Genomic DNA, 14,809 nt, shown 5'->3' with positions numbered 1-14,809 from the left:
GTTCGAGTCCATGCCGCCCTGTTTCGTGTGGCGCCAACACGAGATAATAAGATTAGAAAAGGAGAAATGATTATGACACAGAAAACAGGAACAGTCAAATGGTTCAGCGCAAGGAGAGGATATGGTTTTATCACAGATGAAAAGGGAAATGACTTTTTTGCACATTTCAGCGAAATCCAGACAGAGGGATTCCGGAAACTAAAAACAGGGCAGGCAGTTACCTTCCGGACAGAGGAAGATGACCAGGGAAGAGGACTTGCAAAAGAAATCTATCCGGCAGATTCCCAAGGAGATGAAGAATTGACCGATTCGGAAGGCATGTCGGAAGAAACATAAGAAGCACCTTAAAAAGAGCTGTGACTATATCTTGCGTCATGGCTCTTGAAAAAACAAATTTAAACACAATATATAGAATGAATAAGTTGACAATAACTATATATTGTGCTAATCTTAGATTGAATTAAAATTTATGCAGGTTCAGGCTAAGAACAGGCAGAGTTTTTAATTTTTTGTTCCGGCAGAACCGGAAGTTAAAGTTGAAGTGTAAACACACTTAAAAAGGACACTGTCTATAAGGAAGATACAAAAAGTAAAAGAATCTTTTTGTGTCTTTTTTTGTGTCCATTTTTCAGAAAGGAGGATGACGAATGAAAGCAACAAGAGGTATGGGCAGCGTCAGGCTGTGCAGAAAAGAAATACCACAGGACAAGGTATGATGTCGCAGAGAAAAGCAAAAGAAAAGGAGGAACAATATGCAGACAATCAAAGTAATGTGGGACGGTATCAATGAGCTGGATCTTATGACATTAACGGAAATGGGCAAGGATGGTTATCTTTTTGAGATTGAAAACGGAAGAATCCAGAATATCCTGATGGTGACTGGAATTTTGAAATAAGCAGAATCTCAGAAAGGAGCAGTATGTATTATTATGATGAATTTGGAAAGGAATTTAAAGATGAATTAAGTTTCCATGAGTATCTGGAGGAAATTGATGAAAGGGCAAAATGGATCCGTACACCGTCACGAAGCTTAAGCGTCCTGACAGTTTCCGGCCATGAAGTACTTGTGCCGGATATGGAAGGTGTCGATATGAAGGACTTACTGGCAGATACAAAGAAGCATTCCGGATTACTGTTACAGTTTCCGGAAGGAATGTATCCCTTGGGAAAAACGGCAGTCAGTACGCTGAAAGACCGCGCAAGAATCAAGGGTACGGCACTTATGGATGTTAAAAAATCGGTGCTGGCGGATATTCTTAATGAATGCCTGCAGGTTGCGAAAGGGGATGCGCTTCTGCGGATCTCAGAAGGTAAGGTAAGGGGAGTACTCTCCGGTGATGAAGCAGATTATGCGATTATCTCCATGCCGAAACTCTTTATGGTTGCGTCAGCATATATCAGTGGTGATCGTAATGGCGAGTTTATTTATGGTTATGCAGACCACAATATGGCACAGATCACTTGGAAGATTGTCGATCAAAAGATGACGAAAGCCTATGCAGATCTGATGGAGGAACATGGGAAAAAACCTTTTGGAAACCTTCAGACATTTATCCGCATTGTGAGTTCTGATGTGGGAGCATCGGGAGCAAATATTTTCTATTCCATTTTAGATGGAGACTTTACGATTGTCTTAGGGGAAGCGCTGCGTACAAAGCATCGGCATAAACAGGGATTAGAAGAATTTAGTGAAAATATGGAATCCATTTTCCAGTATTACAAACAGAAACTAAGGGACATAGGAAAGCTGTGTGATATCCGTATCCGGTATCCGGTGAATGCCCTCTCAGAAGTCATGAAGAAACAAAGTTTTGGGAAAAAGCTGATTGCGGAGACGGTAGAACGTTTCAAGACAAACTTCGGTGAACAGCCATGTAGTGCTTACGAAATTTACTGCGGGCTTTGCGAGGCACTTTTTTTTGCAAGGAAAAGCGGCAGCAGCCCATCCAATCTTGTAAAAATGGAAGAAAAAATCGCAAGGTGCATGAATGTACGCTGGCATGACTATGACATACCGGGAGAGATTTCGTTATGAAACTGAAAAAGGCAGAATCTGAAATGTTGCCTGTATGGGTGCTGTCCGGAGTTTATACCAAACCTTTTTTTGCATGGCTGAATGAAGCAGAGAAAAGCAATATATGGGAACACCAGAACGATACGGTGGTAAAAATGAGGCAGGGAAATTTTATCTATCTGTATCTCCAGAAAGGGGCAGGAAAAAATCTTGTGCCCGGGCATGATCTGAAATTTGCGGGATTGTTTGTCAGAAAAAATTACAATCTGTATGACGTGGATATGGAACTTGCTGTATTACTTGGCCTTCCGGAAGAAATAGGTTTTCCATGTAGAACAGACATCAGGAGAGCAGCAGAGGAACGAGCCAGCCAGAAAGCTGATGAAATACTGGAAATGCATTGGCAGGAGTTCCTATTTCAATCCGGGCTTGATACCAAGAGTTTGATTCCGCTGGTGGTCCGTAGTGAAATCAGAGAGCGTGCAGAGAACTATTATCTGCAGGGCAGGAATCTTGCTGATATCAAATTCGTACCGAAGATTTCTTTGGAGACATCTTTTTCCGATACCATGTATTTGCTGTTCTTGGAATATGGAGAGCAGGTGGTGGAAAAGATTGCAAAGCGGTGGATCAAACGGAATATTGCGTATATTTCGCAGCAGCGAATTCTTTTCGGCTGCGTGCGGGATGAATTCAGGGAAATTTTAAATACTCCGAATGACCGTATCCATAAAATCAAACGTCTGATACAGGCACTTGAAGGAAACAATAGCAGGACAGTAAAGATAGTCCTTTGTCGGAATGGGAAGGTGATTCATACAAATGTGCGAGCGGTGGATATATGTAATCCCAAAGGATGTTACGCTGTTAAGAGCCTTGTCCCAAAAGACAGGGGAGCTTTATATCGTGTCTTTGGAAAGGCAGCAGAATTCCGGATAGAAGATATACAGAGTGTGTCATGCGGCAGAGAGCTTCTTTATGAAGATACAAAGAAGAAAACAGCATAAAATTAGCAGAAACAGGAGGAAACGAATTAATGAAAAATTATCAATATTTAAATCTGGAACAGAAAATGTTAAGAATCAGAAGGAAAATGCCAACTCTTTTAAAAAAATTTTACAATGATGAGGCGGAGTATGATTTTTCCACACTGGATGATATTTACGAGGCAATGACACCGGCATTAAATAAATATGGCGTGAACTTTGATATTGTGCGTGAAATACCTACCCAGTATGACAAAGAGGGGCATCCGACATATCTTGTATTAGATAAAGATGACTTTTGGAGATATGAAGCAGACGTAGAGCTTAGCTGGACAAATGCGGACCGGCCGGAGGAATGCAGACATGCGACAATCCATATTACCGGAACAAACGAGATTCCGGATAAGGCACATGGTACTGCATTGACTTATGGACTGAAATACTATTTCCGCAATAAATTCTGTATCCGTCAGGTTGGAAGCGAGCAGGAAGATCCTGATTACACAAAGCATGATGTGGAACAGGACACAAATGCTGCGGATAGGCCGGCGAAAGAAACTCACAAAAGAGAAAAGGAAACAAATAAGGCGGTAAAAAGTTCAGAAAGTAAGAAAGGGACAGCAGAAGACAAAAAGAATCCGGCGGTATCCTCCGGGAAAAGTAAGGAAATGAAAACTCTGCTGGGGAACACTCCGGTGACTAGAGTGACGGAAAAGACAGAGAAAGATACGGCAGTCTGGGAAAAGCAGGCAGAGCATGTAACGAAATCTGAGGAGAAGAAAGAAGTTGCAACATCTGAAGGAGGAGAAAAACTGCACACAGAAGAGGCAGCTTTGGCGGACAAACCTGAGGATGCGGATGGATTTATTCCTGTCAATGCAGAAGAAGTTCCATTTGAAGAAGATGCTGACTTTATGGAAGAACTTCAAGGCGAACTGGAAGAAGAAACATCAGATTCCGAAGTAGAGGCGGCAAAGAAATTCGTGTGTGACTTTGGCGTGTTTAAGGGCAAGACGATGGAACAGGTTTTGGAAGCCGGAGTCAAGGGTACTGAAACTTTGAAATGGATTGCCAATAAGTATAAAGGTCCGAATAAAGAGCTGGTAAAAGCGGCAAAAACACTTCTGGATTATCAAAGTGAATCCGAAGAATTAAAGGCTGCATAATGAGTTTGTATGAACATGGTTCCCCTGTGGGACCATGTTCTTTTGAGGTAGAGGATATGACATCATTTACGATTACAGATGTGGGAAACCTTTTAGGAATCGAGCGACTTTCCGGCGGTGATGACGCTTCCTATAATGTGGTCTGCCCGTTTTGCGGAGACAGGAGGGGGAAGTGTAATTTTGTTGTATACAAAGATGGCGAACTGGCAAACGTCTATCATTGCTTCCATTGTGATGCAGCAGGAAATATGCTTACACTATATGTAGAATTGACAGGGCTATATGGTTCTGACTGTTATAAAAAAGCTTACCATGAAATACAGAAGAAGCTGGATTTGGGTGCAGGTGAACAGATGGAAAAGAGACTGGAAATTCAATGCCGGAAAAAGAAGCAGAAAGAGTCCCTGGCAAAACCTGTAGATTATAAGCGACGGGATCATACGTACCGGGAACTTCTAACCTTGCTGCAGCTATCGCCTCAACATAGAAAAGATTTGTTAAGCAGGGGGCTTACAGAAACGGAAGTTGCAAATATGGAAGCCTTGGGGTATAAAAGTACCTGTGCTGAAGAATCTGTCGCAATCGCCAGAAAATTACTGAAACGTGGTTGCAGGCTGGAGGGCGTGCCCGGTTTTTTCATGAATTATCATGGTGACTGGGAAATTGCCTTTTATCAGAAGAATAACGGCTATCTCTGTCCGGTGTGGAGTGATGAGGGACTGCTCATTGCGTTCCAGATCCGTTTGGATGTACCTTATCAGAAACGGAAATATGTATGGCTCAGCAGTGCGAAGATGGAAAAGGGATGTTCTCCTGGAAGTCCGGTAAGTTTTTCCGGTGTCCTGAACAGTCCGGTGGTTTACGTGACGGAAGGTGTTTTGAAAGCAGAAGCAGCTTACCAGAGAACCGGACATCCTTATCTCGGAAATCCGGGTGTGTCCGCTTATAAAGAATTGGAACTGGCGCTGAACCGGTTAAAAGCTCATGGAGTAAAAGTAGTCATTGAAGCAAATGATATGGACAAATGTATACGTCTTCATTGTGATCGCGCTTACAGCGAAGCCTGTGCAGACTGTGAGGGCAGCAGTCATGAATGTCCGAAGAAGAGAGAAAAACGGGATCATATCCGGAAAGGATGTCTGAAACTCTATGAGATTTGTGAAAAACTGGGTTTGATCTGTAAGCGTGCGGTTTGGGATACAGATGACGAAGGTTACTGGGAGGAGAATTACAAAGGCATTGACGACTGGGAATTACGGGAATTATGAAAAAAGTTAGGTATAGGTTTTTGGGCGTATCTTTGTTATAATATAACTAATAGAGAAGGAGTGTGAATGATATGGTTAAAGAAAAAAAACGCCTTCCGGTGGGATTGGAAAATTTTGAGCAGATTATTAACGATAACTATTATTATGTGGATAAGACGGGGCTGATTTCAGAACTGATCCGTAACGGTGGAATGGTGAATCTTTTTACCAGACCAAGACGCTTTGGGAAAACCTTAAATATGAGTATGTTGGAACACTTTTTTTCCATAGAGAGAGACCAAAGTATCTTTGAGGGATTGGAAATTTCAAAAGATACAAAATTGTGTAAAGAGTATATGGGGAAATATCCGGTTATTTCCATTTCCCTGAAAGGAATCAATGCCGCCACTTATGAGGATGCATTTGATTTTGCAGTTCGAATCATGAAAAAAGTAGCCCGTAATGTTCAGTTTCTTTTGGGGAGTGATGCCTTAAGTGATTATGACAAGTTAGAATATAAGGAACTTTTGAATAATAATATGAGTGAGGCTGCATTTTGCGGTGGATTGAAAATATTATCGGAATTATTGGAGAAACATTATGGAACAAAAGTAGTTCTTTTGATTGATGAGTATGATGTTCCATTAGCAAAAGCATTTGAAAACGGGTATTATGATCAGATGATCTTTTTAATCCGTAGTTTATTGGAACAGGCATTGAAAACGAATGACAGCTTGAAATTTGCAGTGATGACAGGATGCATGCGTATTTCAAAAGAAAGTATCTTTACGGGGCTTAATAACCTGAAAGTATTGTCCATTACAGATGAACGGTATGATGAATATTTCGGTTTTACAGATACGGAAGTAAGAGAAATGCTGAAGTATTATGAAATCGAGGATCATTATGAAGAAGTAAAGAACTGGTATGACGGGTATCAGTTTGGCAGCGTGGAAGTGTACTGCCCCTGGGATGTATTGAATTACTGTGATAAATTAAAAGACCATGCGGATTCTTTTCCGGAAAATTATTGGATCAACACCAGCAGTAATGATGCCGTCAAGAAATTCATTCAAATGTCCGGTAATTTTAAAACCAAGCGTGAGATTGAAACTCTGCTTGCCGGAGAGGAAATCATAAAAGAGATTCATCAGGAGCTTGTCTATCCGGAAATGTATCAGTCGTTAGAGAACGTCTGGAGCCTGTTGTTTATGACGGGATATTTAACACAGCGTGGAAGGGTTGATGCAAAACGGTATAAACTTGCGATACCGAATCTGGAAATCCGGGATATTTTTGAAACACAGATCATGGAATACTTTAAAGAGAGCGTTGCAAAGGACGGCGATACATTAAGCCGATTCTGTGATGCCCTGAAAAACGGTGAGGAAACGAAGGTAGGAGACATTTTTGAAAGCTACCTGAAAAAGACCATCAGTATCCGGGATACGTTTGTGAGAAAAGCAAGCAAGGAGAACTTTTATCATGGGATACTGCTTGGAATCCTGGGCGTGAAGGAAGAATGGTACGTATCGTCCAATCAGGAAAGTGGCGAAGGATACAGCGATATTCTCGTTGAAACTGAAAACAGTGAAACGGTTATTCTTATCGAAGTTAAGTATGCCAATGACGGAAATCTTGATCAGGCTTGTGAACAGGCACTACAGCAGATAGAGGAAAAGAAATATGATGAAGAACTCCGGGAGAACGGAGTGGATAAAATTTTAAAATATGGGATTGCGTGTTATATGAAACGATGCAAAGTAAAACTGGCAGATTCATGATACGTCCCAAAACAATCAGGTGATAAAAAAGCGGAACTGTAAGAGTGCAGTTCCGTTTTTTTATGGCCTGATTTATGAGCCAGAGGAAAGGAGATGAGGCATATGCACATACGGGAACGCCCTACATAAGATTCGGGGAAATAAGAATACACAATCACACTCAAAAACCAACAGGAAAGGAGCGTTGCAATTGAAACATAGAAAACACAGATGGCTGGCGGGAACGCTGGCTTTTCTTTTATCCTGTTCTGCACTTATTCCGTCTGGGAATGCTGTATTTGCGGCATCAAAAGGCAGAATAGCAGAATCAGAGACAAATGTAACAAAGGAGGAAAAAGGCGATGAGGGAGAGGAACAGATCACCGCCGAAACCCTGACGATTGAGCAGGGAGAAACATTTGAAATCGAAAAAGATTTTACAGGTCTTTCTTTGAAAAAGGGCGAAAAGGCTGTATTGAAAGATGTTGTCAGTGAAGATGGACAAGGATTTTTTGCGGACCGTCCGGGCACTTATCTGAGTACCTATCTGATTACACCGGAAAAAGGTGATAGTTATGAAGTGACACGTAAGATCGTAGTTAAGCCTCGTGAGGCTGAGAGCAAAGGGGCAGATCATGGACAGAAAGGGAACAAAGAGGATACGGAGGAAAGTGATCCTGAGCCGGAACCCGTCCTGACAGAGGCGCCGGAGGTACCGGAAAACACAGAGCATTTGAAACTGGATGTATCTCCGGATAATGCTGCTTTTTTATCAGTTGTGCCGGAAAGCATGGCAAAAAACAGGTCGATCAACGCCAATCTGGTAGTGGGGGAAAGACTTCCGTATCCATCTAGTTTGGGGAATTATTCTACAACCTATTTTACGGTAAATGGGCATGTAGCATATTGTCTGGAATCGGCAAAGACTTCACCGCCATCCAGTGATTATGTTGCAAACATATTTGAAAGCAATCTGGCTTTACAGAAAGTCCTCTATTATGGATATGGAGGACCGGGAGATATTACAGACAGTTATATGCCGGGGTTTGACTGGAAACTGAAATATATCTTCACACACATTGCGGCATCCTATGCATATTGCGGAACAGACGGTTTTTATGGCTGTACATTTGAAAACATCCAGTCGTCAGGATTATGGGATTACATCCAGTATTTAAATGGTTTGGAGGCACCTCCAAAAGCTGCAATTGATCTTTCTCCGACTTCGGCTGCCGCATATGAAAGCAATGGGGAGCAGCGTACAAAAGAATTCCATTTAAAAGGCGATCACAGAAACTATATTACGCTGAATCTGCCGGAGAATGTGACTTATCATAGCGGCGATGCCACGCAAACAGGCAGTGTGAAAATTACTGGCGGTACAAAGTTCTATTTCAGCGCCCCGATGACAGTAACCGGAACTTGGAATTCAGGTTCCCTGGCAGGGCAGATGGGAACACAGTGGAAAACTTTAGTTGTTTCTACGGGGGGAACCACGCAGGATATTGGCTATGGCACATTTTTTGAAGAGGAAAGTGATTCTGTCAGTTTTCAGGTAAAATGGATGGATTATGCAAAAGTCAAGGTCATGAAAAAGGATAACGTGACCAACACAGCCCTTGCCGGTGCCGTCTTTGGAATTTACAGTGACAAAGAGTGTACCAAACTGATTACCAAGATGCCGGCAACCAATGAAAAGGGGGAAACACAGGTAGAGATCCCGAAGACACAGGATACGGTATATTTAAAAGAGATTTCTGTTCCCCAGGGATATAAGCTGAATACTTCATCTTTCAATGTGAAACTGGAGGCAGGGAAAACCCAGAGCCAGACGGTGACAAATGAGGAGCAGAAAGGAAAAATCACAATCCGAAAGAGCGGTGAGGTGCTTTCTTCCGTATCCGGAAAAGAAGGGCATCTTACGTTCCAGTATCAGTCTGCACCGTTTGGAGAGGCAAGTTATTTTATCTACGCAGCAGAAAACATTGTAAGCCAGGATCAGAAGACACCGATCTATCAGTCCGGCGAGCTGGTGGACAAGCTGACAACAAAGGCAGACGGAAGCATCACAAGTAAGGAGCTGCACTTAGGAAAGTATAAGATTGTGGAACAGAAAGCACCGGCAGACCTTACCATTGGAAAGACTGAGGCAGACCGTACACAATTTGTCACCCTTTCTTATGCCGGACAGACGGTAGAACTGGTGCAGGAGGAAGCTGCTTATGTGAATGCCAGGCCGGGAGTAAAGGTGCAGGCAGTGAAACAGTCTGAAAATGACAAGGTGACTTTAGAGGGCGCTGTATTCGGACTGTATGCAGGGGAAGACATTACCAATGCAGCCGGAGCCGTTGTTGTGAAGAAAGATACCTTAATCGAGAGCGTTACATCTGATAAAGACGGAGTGGCAGCGTTCCAAGCGGATATTCCGATTAATTTCTGTTACTATCTGAAAGAGATTCAGGCACCGGAATTTTATTATATGAGTACGGACCGTTATGACTTCCTGTTTGAGTATGAGAACGACACAACGTATACTTACGAATTTACACACACATTTTCCAATAAAGAAGTGCGTGGGGAAGTCCATGTCTTCAAGATAGACAAAGATGCGGAAGAATATATCAGCCAGGGAGATGCTAATCTGGATGGCGCTGTATATGGACTGTATGCAGCAGAAGATATCCGGCATCCGAACGGGAAGTCAGAAGATGTCCATAAAAAGGACGAGCTGGTAGCCCAGGATACCATTCAAGACGGAAAGGCGGACTTTACCAACCTGTATCTGGGGAATTATTATGTAAAAGAAATTTCGCCGGGAGAAGGATACCTGCTGGATGAAACAGCATATCCGGTAGAAGTTGGCTATGAAGGACAGGAGGTTGCTATTGTACACCGGAATGTAACGGTAAAAGAAACGGTAAAAAAACAGGCTTTTGAATTAATTAAGATTTCTGAGGATGGCAACCAGACAGAAACGGAGTTGTTGGAAGGAGCCGGATTTAAGGTATTCCTTATTCAGGATTTAAAAGGTGTGAAAGATGGAAGCCTGAAACCATCGGAAGGAAATGCTTTCAGAGCAGAGGATTTTATCGGATATGACTATTCAGAAGATGAAACGGCACATTATTACGAGAATGGTAAGAAAGTTTCGGTGGAAGAACTGTTTACAGACAAGAAAGGATTTGTACGTTCTCCAGAACTTCCATATGGAAAATATGTGGTTTTTGAATCTACAACTCCAGAAAATCTCCAGACCATCAATCCATTCCTTGTAACCATTTCCGAAGATAGCAGGGAACCGCAGCCATGGCGTGTTTTTGATGATAGACCAATCCAGTTTTTCCTTAAGATTATCAAGGAAGATGCACAGACACATCTTCCGGTATTAAATAATCACGCACAATATAAAATCTATGATGTGAAAAAGAAAGAATATGTGACAATGAAGGTGCGCTATCCGGAAGAAAAGGAACTGGATGTATTTGAAACGAATGACGAAGGTTATCTTATGACACCGGAGCAGCTAAAGATGGGAACTTACCGCATAGAAGAAGTAAAAGCTCCTGATTTATATGTACAGCCAGGGTATGAAATGGCGTTGAAAGACGGAGAGAGCGATATTCCATTAAACCAGTTGTCACAGACAGGCGCTTATGAAGATGCAAAACGCGATTTCATTACGATCACTGTGAATTCCGAAACAGCTTATGAAGTAGAGGAAGAAACCGGAAAATATATTGTCGTAGTACGCCAGCAAAACGATGAAGCGGTAGGCAGTCTGACCATCAAGAAAACAGGAGAAGATATTGTGGGTGCTAAGAATGTGGAAGATTCCCTTCTTACAAAAATGAAAAATGGCATAGCAGGCACAATAAATTCTATCATTGAATTTTTCGGCAAAGAGGAAGTTATAGAAGAAGACAGCGGCTATATGTTCCAGTATGAGAACAAAGGGGCAGAGGGAGTGACCTTTGAAGTTTATGCAAAGGAGACCATTTATACACCGGACGGACAGAAAGATGAAGCAGGTAACCGGAAAGTATTGTATGAAAAAGACGGGCTTGTGGCGGAACTTGTGACCGGAGAAGATGGCAGCGTATCACTCCATAATCTTCCGATTGGTTCCTATTATCTGAAGGAAACGGATGTTGGAAATCATCATTTTGTTCTGGATCCTGAAGCAAAAGAATTTGAAATCAAATATCAGGGACAGGAAGTAGCGGTAGATTATGTTTCTATGGAACTTGAAAATAAACGCCAGAAAATAGAACTTGTCCTTACCAAACAATCTAAGGAAACGAAAGAACCGGTACAGGGTGCCGTATTTGGGCTGTATGCAGAGGAAGATATTTTAGACCTCACAGGGGAAGTGATTGTAAAGGCAGGAGAATTTCTTGCGAAAGCAGAATCGGCAGAAGATGGAACCCTCCGATTTGACATTGACCTTCCGCATGGAAAATATATGGTGAAAGAGTTGGAAGCAGCACCGGGGTATCTGAAAACAGAAGAAACATGGTCCTTTGACGCAACCTATCAGAATCCGGAGCTGGAGGTGATTTCCCTTGCAAAAGAAATTGAAAATCAGCCGACAGTTGTAGAAATTACAAAAACTGACATCACAGATGAAAAGGACGTGGAAGGGGCAAAACTTCAAATCCTTAATAAGGACGGGGAAATAGTGGAAGAATGGGTTTCCACAAAAGAACCGCATAAAGTGTATGCGTTAGAACCGGGCGAATACATCCTGCATGAAGAGGCAGCCCCGGAAGGATATCTTGTTGTATCCGATGTTCCTTTCGTTGTCGAAGAAACAGGGGAAATTCAGAAAGTAGAGATGAAAGATGAACGTCCATCCGGTCAGCTCCTGATTCAGAAGGCAGATGCGGAAAATAAAGCACCGCTTGCAGGCGTAGAATTTGAACTTCGCAATAAAGCTACTGGGGAAGTAGTTGGAACACTGGTGACCGGCGAGGATGGAACTGCAAAGAGTGAAGAACTGCCGATTGCAGTTTATGAAGAGGGCAAATATGTAGAACCGATTGTATATGTTCTTGTGGAAACGAAACCGATAGAAGGCTATGAAGCGAATACAGAAGAGGTGGAAGTGGTATTTGAATATCAGGATGATGAAACCAAAATCATTGAAGTAACAGAAGAGGTTGAAAATACTAGAAAACTAGGAACTCCGCCGCCGGATGCACCGAAGACCGGGGACGATACAAGAGCATGGATTCCGGTTGTAATTATGAGTGCTGCTTTACTTGGTGCTTTCTTTATAGTAATCCGTATCCGAAGACGGAAAAGATAGAATATAATAATCGTAGAATGTAACATGTAATGATGGAGATTGTCACTTGGAATTTGAGGTGGCAATCTCTTTTTTTATTGGAGGAAAGAATATGCGACATATTGGAGAAAAAATTATTTTGGTGCTCTGCATTGTGTTTTTTGGAATTGCAGCCATGAACCTTGTGGAAATAGGAAAGGAATATTATGACGGACAGAAAGAGTATGAGGAACTTAAGGAATACACAGAAGAAGAACCGAACGGGCAGCAGGATGATCCGACAGAAAGTGAAGCAGAAGAGAAGACGATTGATTTTGCGGAGCTTCGCAAAATCAATGAGGATATTGTTGCCTGGATACAGATTTCAGGGATTGGTGTGGATTATCCGGTAGTACAGGGAGAGGATAACGAGTATTATCTGCATCATACGTTCCGAAAAGAAGCAAATAAGGCAGGAAGTATCTTTTTAGATTATCGGAATCGTGCAGATTTTACAGAGCAACGTGTGATCATATACGGGCACAATATGAAAGACGGCAGTATGTTCAGTAATCTGAAAAAGTATCAGGACAACGCATTTCGGAAAGAATCTGGGACTGCATACCTGTATTTGCCGGAGAAAACCCTGCAGTTGGAAATTGTAGCATGTGAAAGAGTATCCATGAGAGATAAAGCATATGCTTTGGAATACAATATGACCTGTGACTGGCCGGAAGAAATCATACTGTCTACCTGTAGTTCTTTTTCCGATACAAGGTTGATTTTAAGGTGCAGAATGGAGGAAGTTCAATTTAGATGAAAAGATAGAACAGAAGATTAAAACTGTAGCAGTAAATTAAAAAGAACTGTCTTGGAAGGAAAATAGAAGACAAATAGAAAGATGAAATATTCTGGGCGTTGATTGATTCAGGGAAATTATTGTAACGATGATCGTGTATTTGAAATCTGGTAATGTAGAAAAGGCTGAATATGGATAAGCAAAAAGAGGGATGCGAAAAAACTCAATCGAGTTTTTTCACATCCCCGTTTTTTATAAAGTCGTCGTATATATTTTTAACTGCCGCTCTTTTTTGATTGCCATCATAAAAAACAAGAGCCGATAATCCGCGCCAAAAAGGCTTGCGGGTTATCGGCTATGCGTCTGGCTCTCATAAAATATTATGATTTAGCTGATAGTTCCTCATTCAGTTTGTTTTCTTCTGGTTGTTAACCTCTGCAAGTAAGGCTTCAACAGAGGTACCAAATAATTTTGCAAGTGCAATCAAATTAGATGTGCTTGGATTAGAAATACCACTTTCCCATTTTGAAACTGCTTGCCTGCTAACCCCAATCCTCTCTGCAACAAATTCTTGTGTCATTTTACAGGCTACACGGTGTTCTTTTAAGACTTCTCCCAAATTCTTTTTGATTTCTGTTTTTTCTTGATTTATTATTATAAATACAATTTGAAAGATGCATAAAGTAAGAAGTTTATGTTTGAAATATATATACATGATTGATTGTCTCAGTATCTAGTAATTTGTTCATCTCGTATTGCAAAATGCATTAGGTAGGGATTATATTAAGAGGAATGTATCTTAGGATAACCAGCTGGATAGAGAGGAATTTATAATGGCTAAAATATATATGATAAATGTAAATGAATTTGGAGAATGGAACAAATATGAATATTTAAAACAATTTGTATCAAAAGAATGCAGAAAACGAGCTGATAAATTTTATTTTGTTGAAGATGCCAAAAGGACTGTTGGAGCTGAACTTTTAGTTAGATACTATTTGAGGCTGAATTATAATACATCAAATCGTAAGATTGAGATGGAATATAATCAATATGGTAAGCCATATATAAAAAATAGCAATGACTTGTATTTTAATATTTCTCATTCATGTGACTGGATTATATGTGCGTGGAGCAATCACGAGATTGGAGTAGATTTGGAAAACATTAGACACATTGATCTCGACATTGCAAGAGTACAATTTTGTAATGATGAATATACTTATATTATAGAGTTCCCAGAACTGTCATATAGAAGATTTATGCAAATATGGACATTGAAAGAAAGTTACATAAAGTATATTGGTAAGGGTCTAAACATTCCGCTGAATTCATTTAGCGTTAATTTTGACAGCAATGGTAAGTGCACATTGAAAACACCTTTCAAACATAATCATGTTTATTTAAAAATTTCAGAAGAATTAGAAAATTATATTGTAGCTGAATGCAGTGAATACAATGATGAAATGGATATAAGAAGAGTTAAAATAAATGATATATTGCATGTCTTTGATTAAAAAATCCTTGATTGGACACAAATGAATGTGGTTCATAGGAAAATCAGAAAC

The 14,809-nt window shown here is 41.0% G+C and carries 11 protein-coding genes; 10 read left to right on the top strand and 1 reads right to left on the bottom strand.

What is annotated here, in order from left to right; all coding sequences use genetic code 11:
- The first annotated feature begins 72 nt into the window (after positions 1–72).
- The 9 genes from PGY05_RS10005 to srtB all read left to right on the top strand — a co-directional run bounded on the left by PGY05_RS10005 (position 73) and on the right by srtB (position 13,262).
- Entirely contained in the window at positions 73–336 is a 264-nt protein-coding gene (locus tag PGY05_RS10005; RefSeq protein ID WP_270475806.1) for a cold-shock protein, read from the top strand.
- Between the two features lie 416 nt (positions 337–752).
- On the top strand, positions 753–896 hold the full coding sequence (locus PGY05_RS10000) for a hypothetical protein (protein ID WP_165854655.1): 144 nt from the start codon (positions 753–755) through the stop codon (positions 894–896).
- Between the two features lie 23 nt (positions 897–919).
- Positions 920–2,035, top strand: a complete 1,116-nt coding sequence (locus PGY05_RS09995; RefSeq protein WP_195518846.1) for a hypothetical protein — start codon at positions 920–922, stop codon at positions 2,033–2,035.
- On the top strand, positions 2,032–3,021 hold the full coding sequence (locus PGY05_RS09990) for a hypothetical protein (protein WP_118622848.1): 990 nt from the start codon (positions 2,032–2,034) through the stop codon (positions 3,019–3,021). The genes PGY05_RS09995 and PGY05_RS09990 overlap by 4 nt, the downstream gene beginning before the upstream one ends.
- Before the next feature lie 29 nt (positions 3,022–3,050).
- Complete coding sequence (locus PGY05_RS09985) at positions 3,051–4,166, top strand: ERF family protein (RefSeq protein ID WP_195518848.1); 1,116 nt, start codon at positions 3,051–3,053, stop codon at positions 4,164–4,166.
- Positions 4,166–5,434 (top strand): hypothetical protein, encoded by a 1,269-nt coding sequence (locus PGY05_RS09980; protein WP_243246758.1) that lies wholly within the window; start codon positions 4,166–4,168, stop codon positions 5,432–5,434. The genes PGY05_RS09985 and PGY05_RS09980 overlap by 1 nt, the downstream gene beginning before the upstream one ends.
- 71 nt (positions 5,435–5,505) lie before the next feature.
- Positions 5,506–7,197 (top strand): AAA family ATPase, encoded by a 1,692-nt coding sequence (locus tag PGY05_RS09975; protein WP_117500907.1) that lies wholly within the window; start codon positions 5,506–5,508, stop codon positions 7,195–7,197.
- Positions 7,198–7,387: 190 nt separating this feature from the next.
- A complete protein-coding gene (locus PGY05_RS09970; RefSeq protein WP_270475802.1) occupies positions 7,388–12,484 on the top strand; it encodes a SpaA isopeptide-forming pilin-related protein in 5,097 nt (1,698 codons plus the stop codon).
- Positions 12,485–12,575: 91 nt separating this feature from the next.
- On the top strand, positions 12,576–13,262 hold the full coding sequence (srtB, locus tag PGY05_RS09965) for a class B sortase (RefSeq protein ID WP_270475801.1): 687 nt from the start codon (positions 12,576–12,578) through the stop codon (positions 13,260–13,262).
- Positions 13,263–13,647: 385 nt separating this feature from the next.
- Here srtB and PGY05_RS09960 read toward each other — a convergent pair whose 3' ends face one another.
- Positions 13,648–13,956: a helix-turn-helix domain-containing protein gene (locus PGY05_RS09960; RefSeq protein WP_270475800.1), complete on the bottom strand. Its 309-nt coding sequence runs from the start codon at positions 13,954–13,956 to the stop codon at positions 13,648–13,650.
- 118 nt (positions 13,957–14,074) lie between these two features.
- Between PGY05_RS09960 and PGY05_RS09955 the strand changes: the two genes are divergently transcribed.
- The gene (locus PGY05_RS09955) at positions 14,075–14,758 is read left to right on the top strand and encodes a 4'-phosphopantetheinyl transferase family protein (protein ID WP_270475799.1); all 684 of its coding nucleotides are present in this window, start codon (positions 14,075–14,077) and stop codon (positions 14,756–14,758) included.
- The last annotated feature ends 51 nt before the right edge of the window (positions 14,759–14,809 follow it).

This window comes from Coprococcus sp. AF51-11b1 (assembly GCF_027682785.1).
In the GTDB taxonomy this organism is placed as follows: domain Bacteria; phylum Bacillota; class Clostridia; order Lachnospirales; family Lachnospiraceae; genus Allocoprococcus; species Allocoprococcus comes.
Note: the sequence above shows the minus strand (reverse complement) of the source record. Positions and strands in the feature narration are given on the sequence as shown.

Coding starts and splice junctions, on each gene's coding strand:
- PGY05_RS10005 (WP_270475806.1), top strand. CDS start 73: ATGACACAGAAAACAGGAACAGTCAAATGGTTCAGCGCAAGGAGAGGA.
- PGY05_RS10000 (WP_165854655.1), top strand. CDS start 753: ATGCAGACAATCAAAGTAATGTGGGACGGTATCAATGAGCTGGATCTT.
- PGY05_RS09995 (WP_195518846.1), top strand. CDS start 920: ATGTATTATTATGATGAATTTGGAAAGGAATTTAAAGATGAATTAAGT.
- PGY05_RS09990 (WP_118622848.1), top strand. CDS start 2,032: ATGAAACTGAAAAAGGCAGAATCTGAAATGTTGCCTGTATGGGTGCTG.
- PGY05_RS09985 (WP_195518848.1), top strand. CDS start 3,051: ATGAAAAATTATCAATATTTAAATCTGGAACAGAAAATGTTAAGAATC.
- PGY05_RS09980 (WP_243246758.1), top strand. CDS start 4,166: ATGAGTTTGTATGAACATGGTTCCCCTGTGGGACCATGTTCTTTTGAG.
- PGY05_RS09975 (WP_117500907.1), top strand. CDS start 5,506: ATGGTTAAAGAAAAAAAACGCCTTCCGGTGGGATTGGAAAATTTTGAG.
- srtB (WP_270475801.1), top strand. CDS start 12,576: ATGCGACATATTGGAGAAAAAATTATTTTGGTGCTCTGCATTGTGTTT.
- PGY05_RS09960 (WP_270475800.1), bottom strand. CDS start 13,956: ATGTATATATATTTCAAACATAAACTTCTTACTTTATGCATCTTTCAA.
- PGY05_RS09955 (WP_270475799.1), top strand. CDS start 14,075: ATGGCTAAAATATATATGATAAATGTAAATGAATTTGGAGAATGGAAC.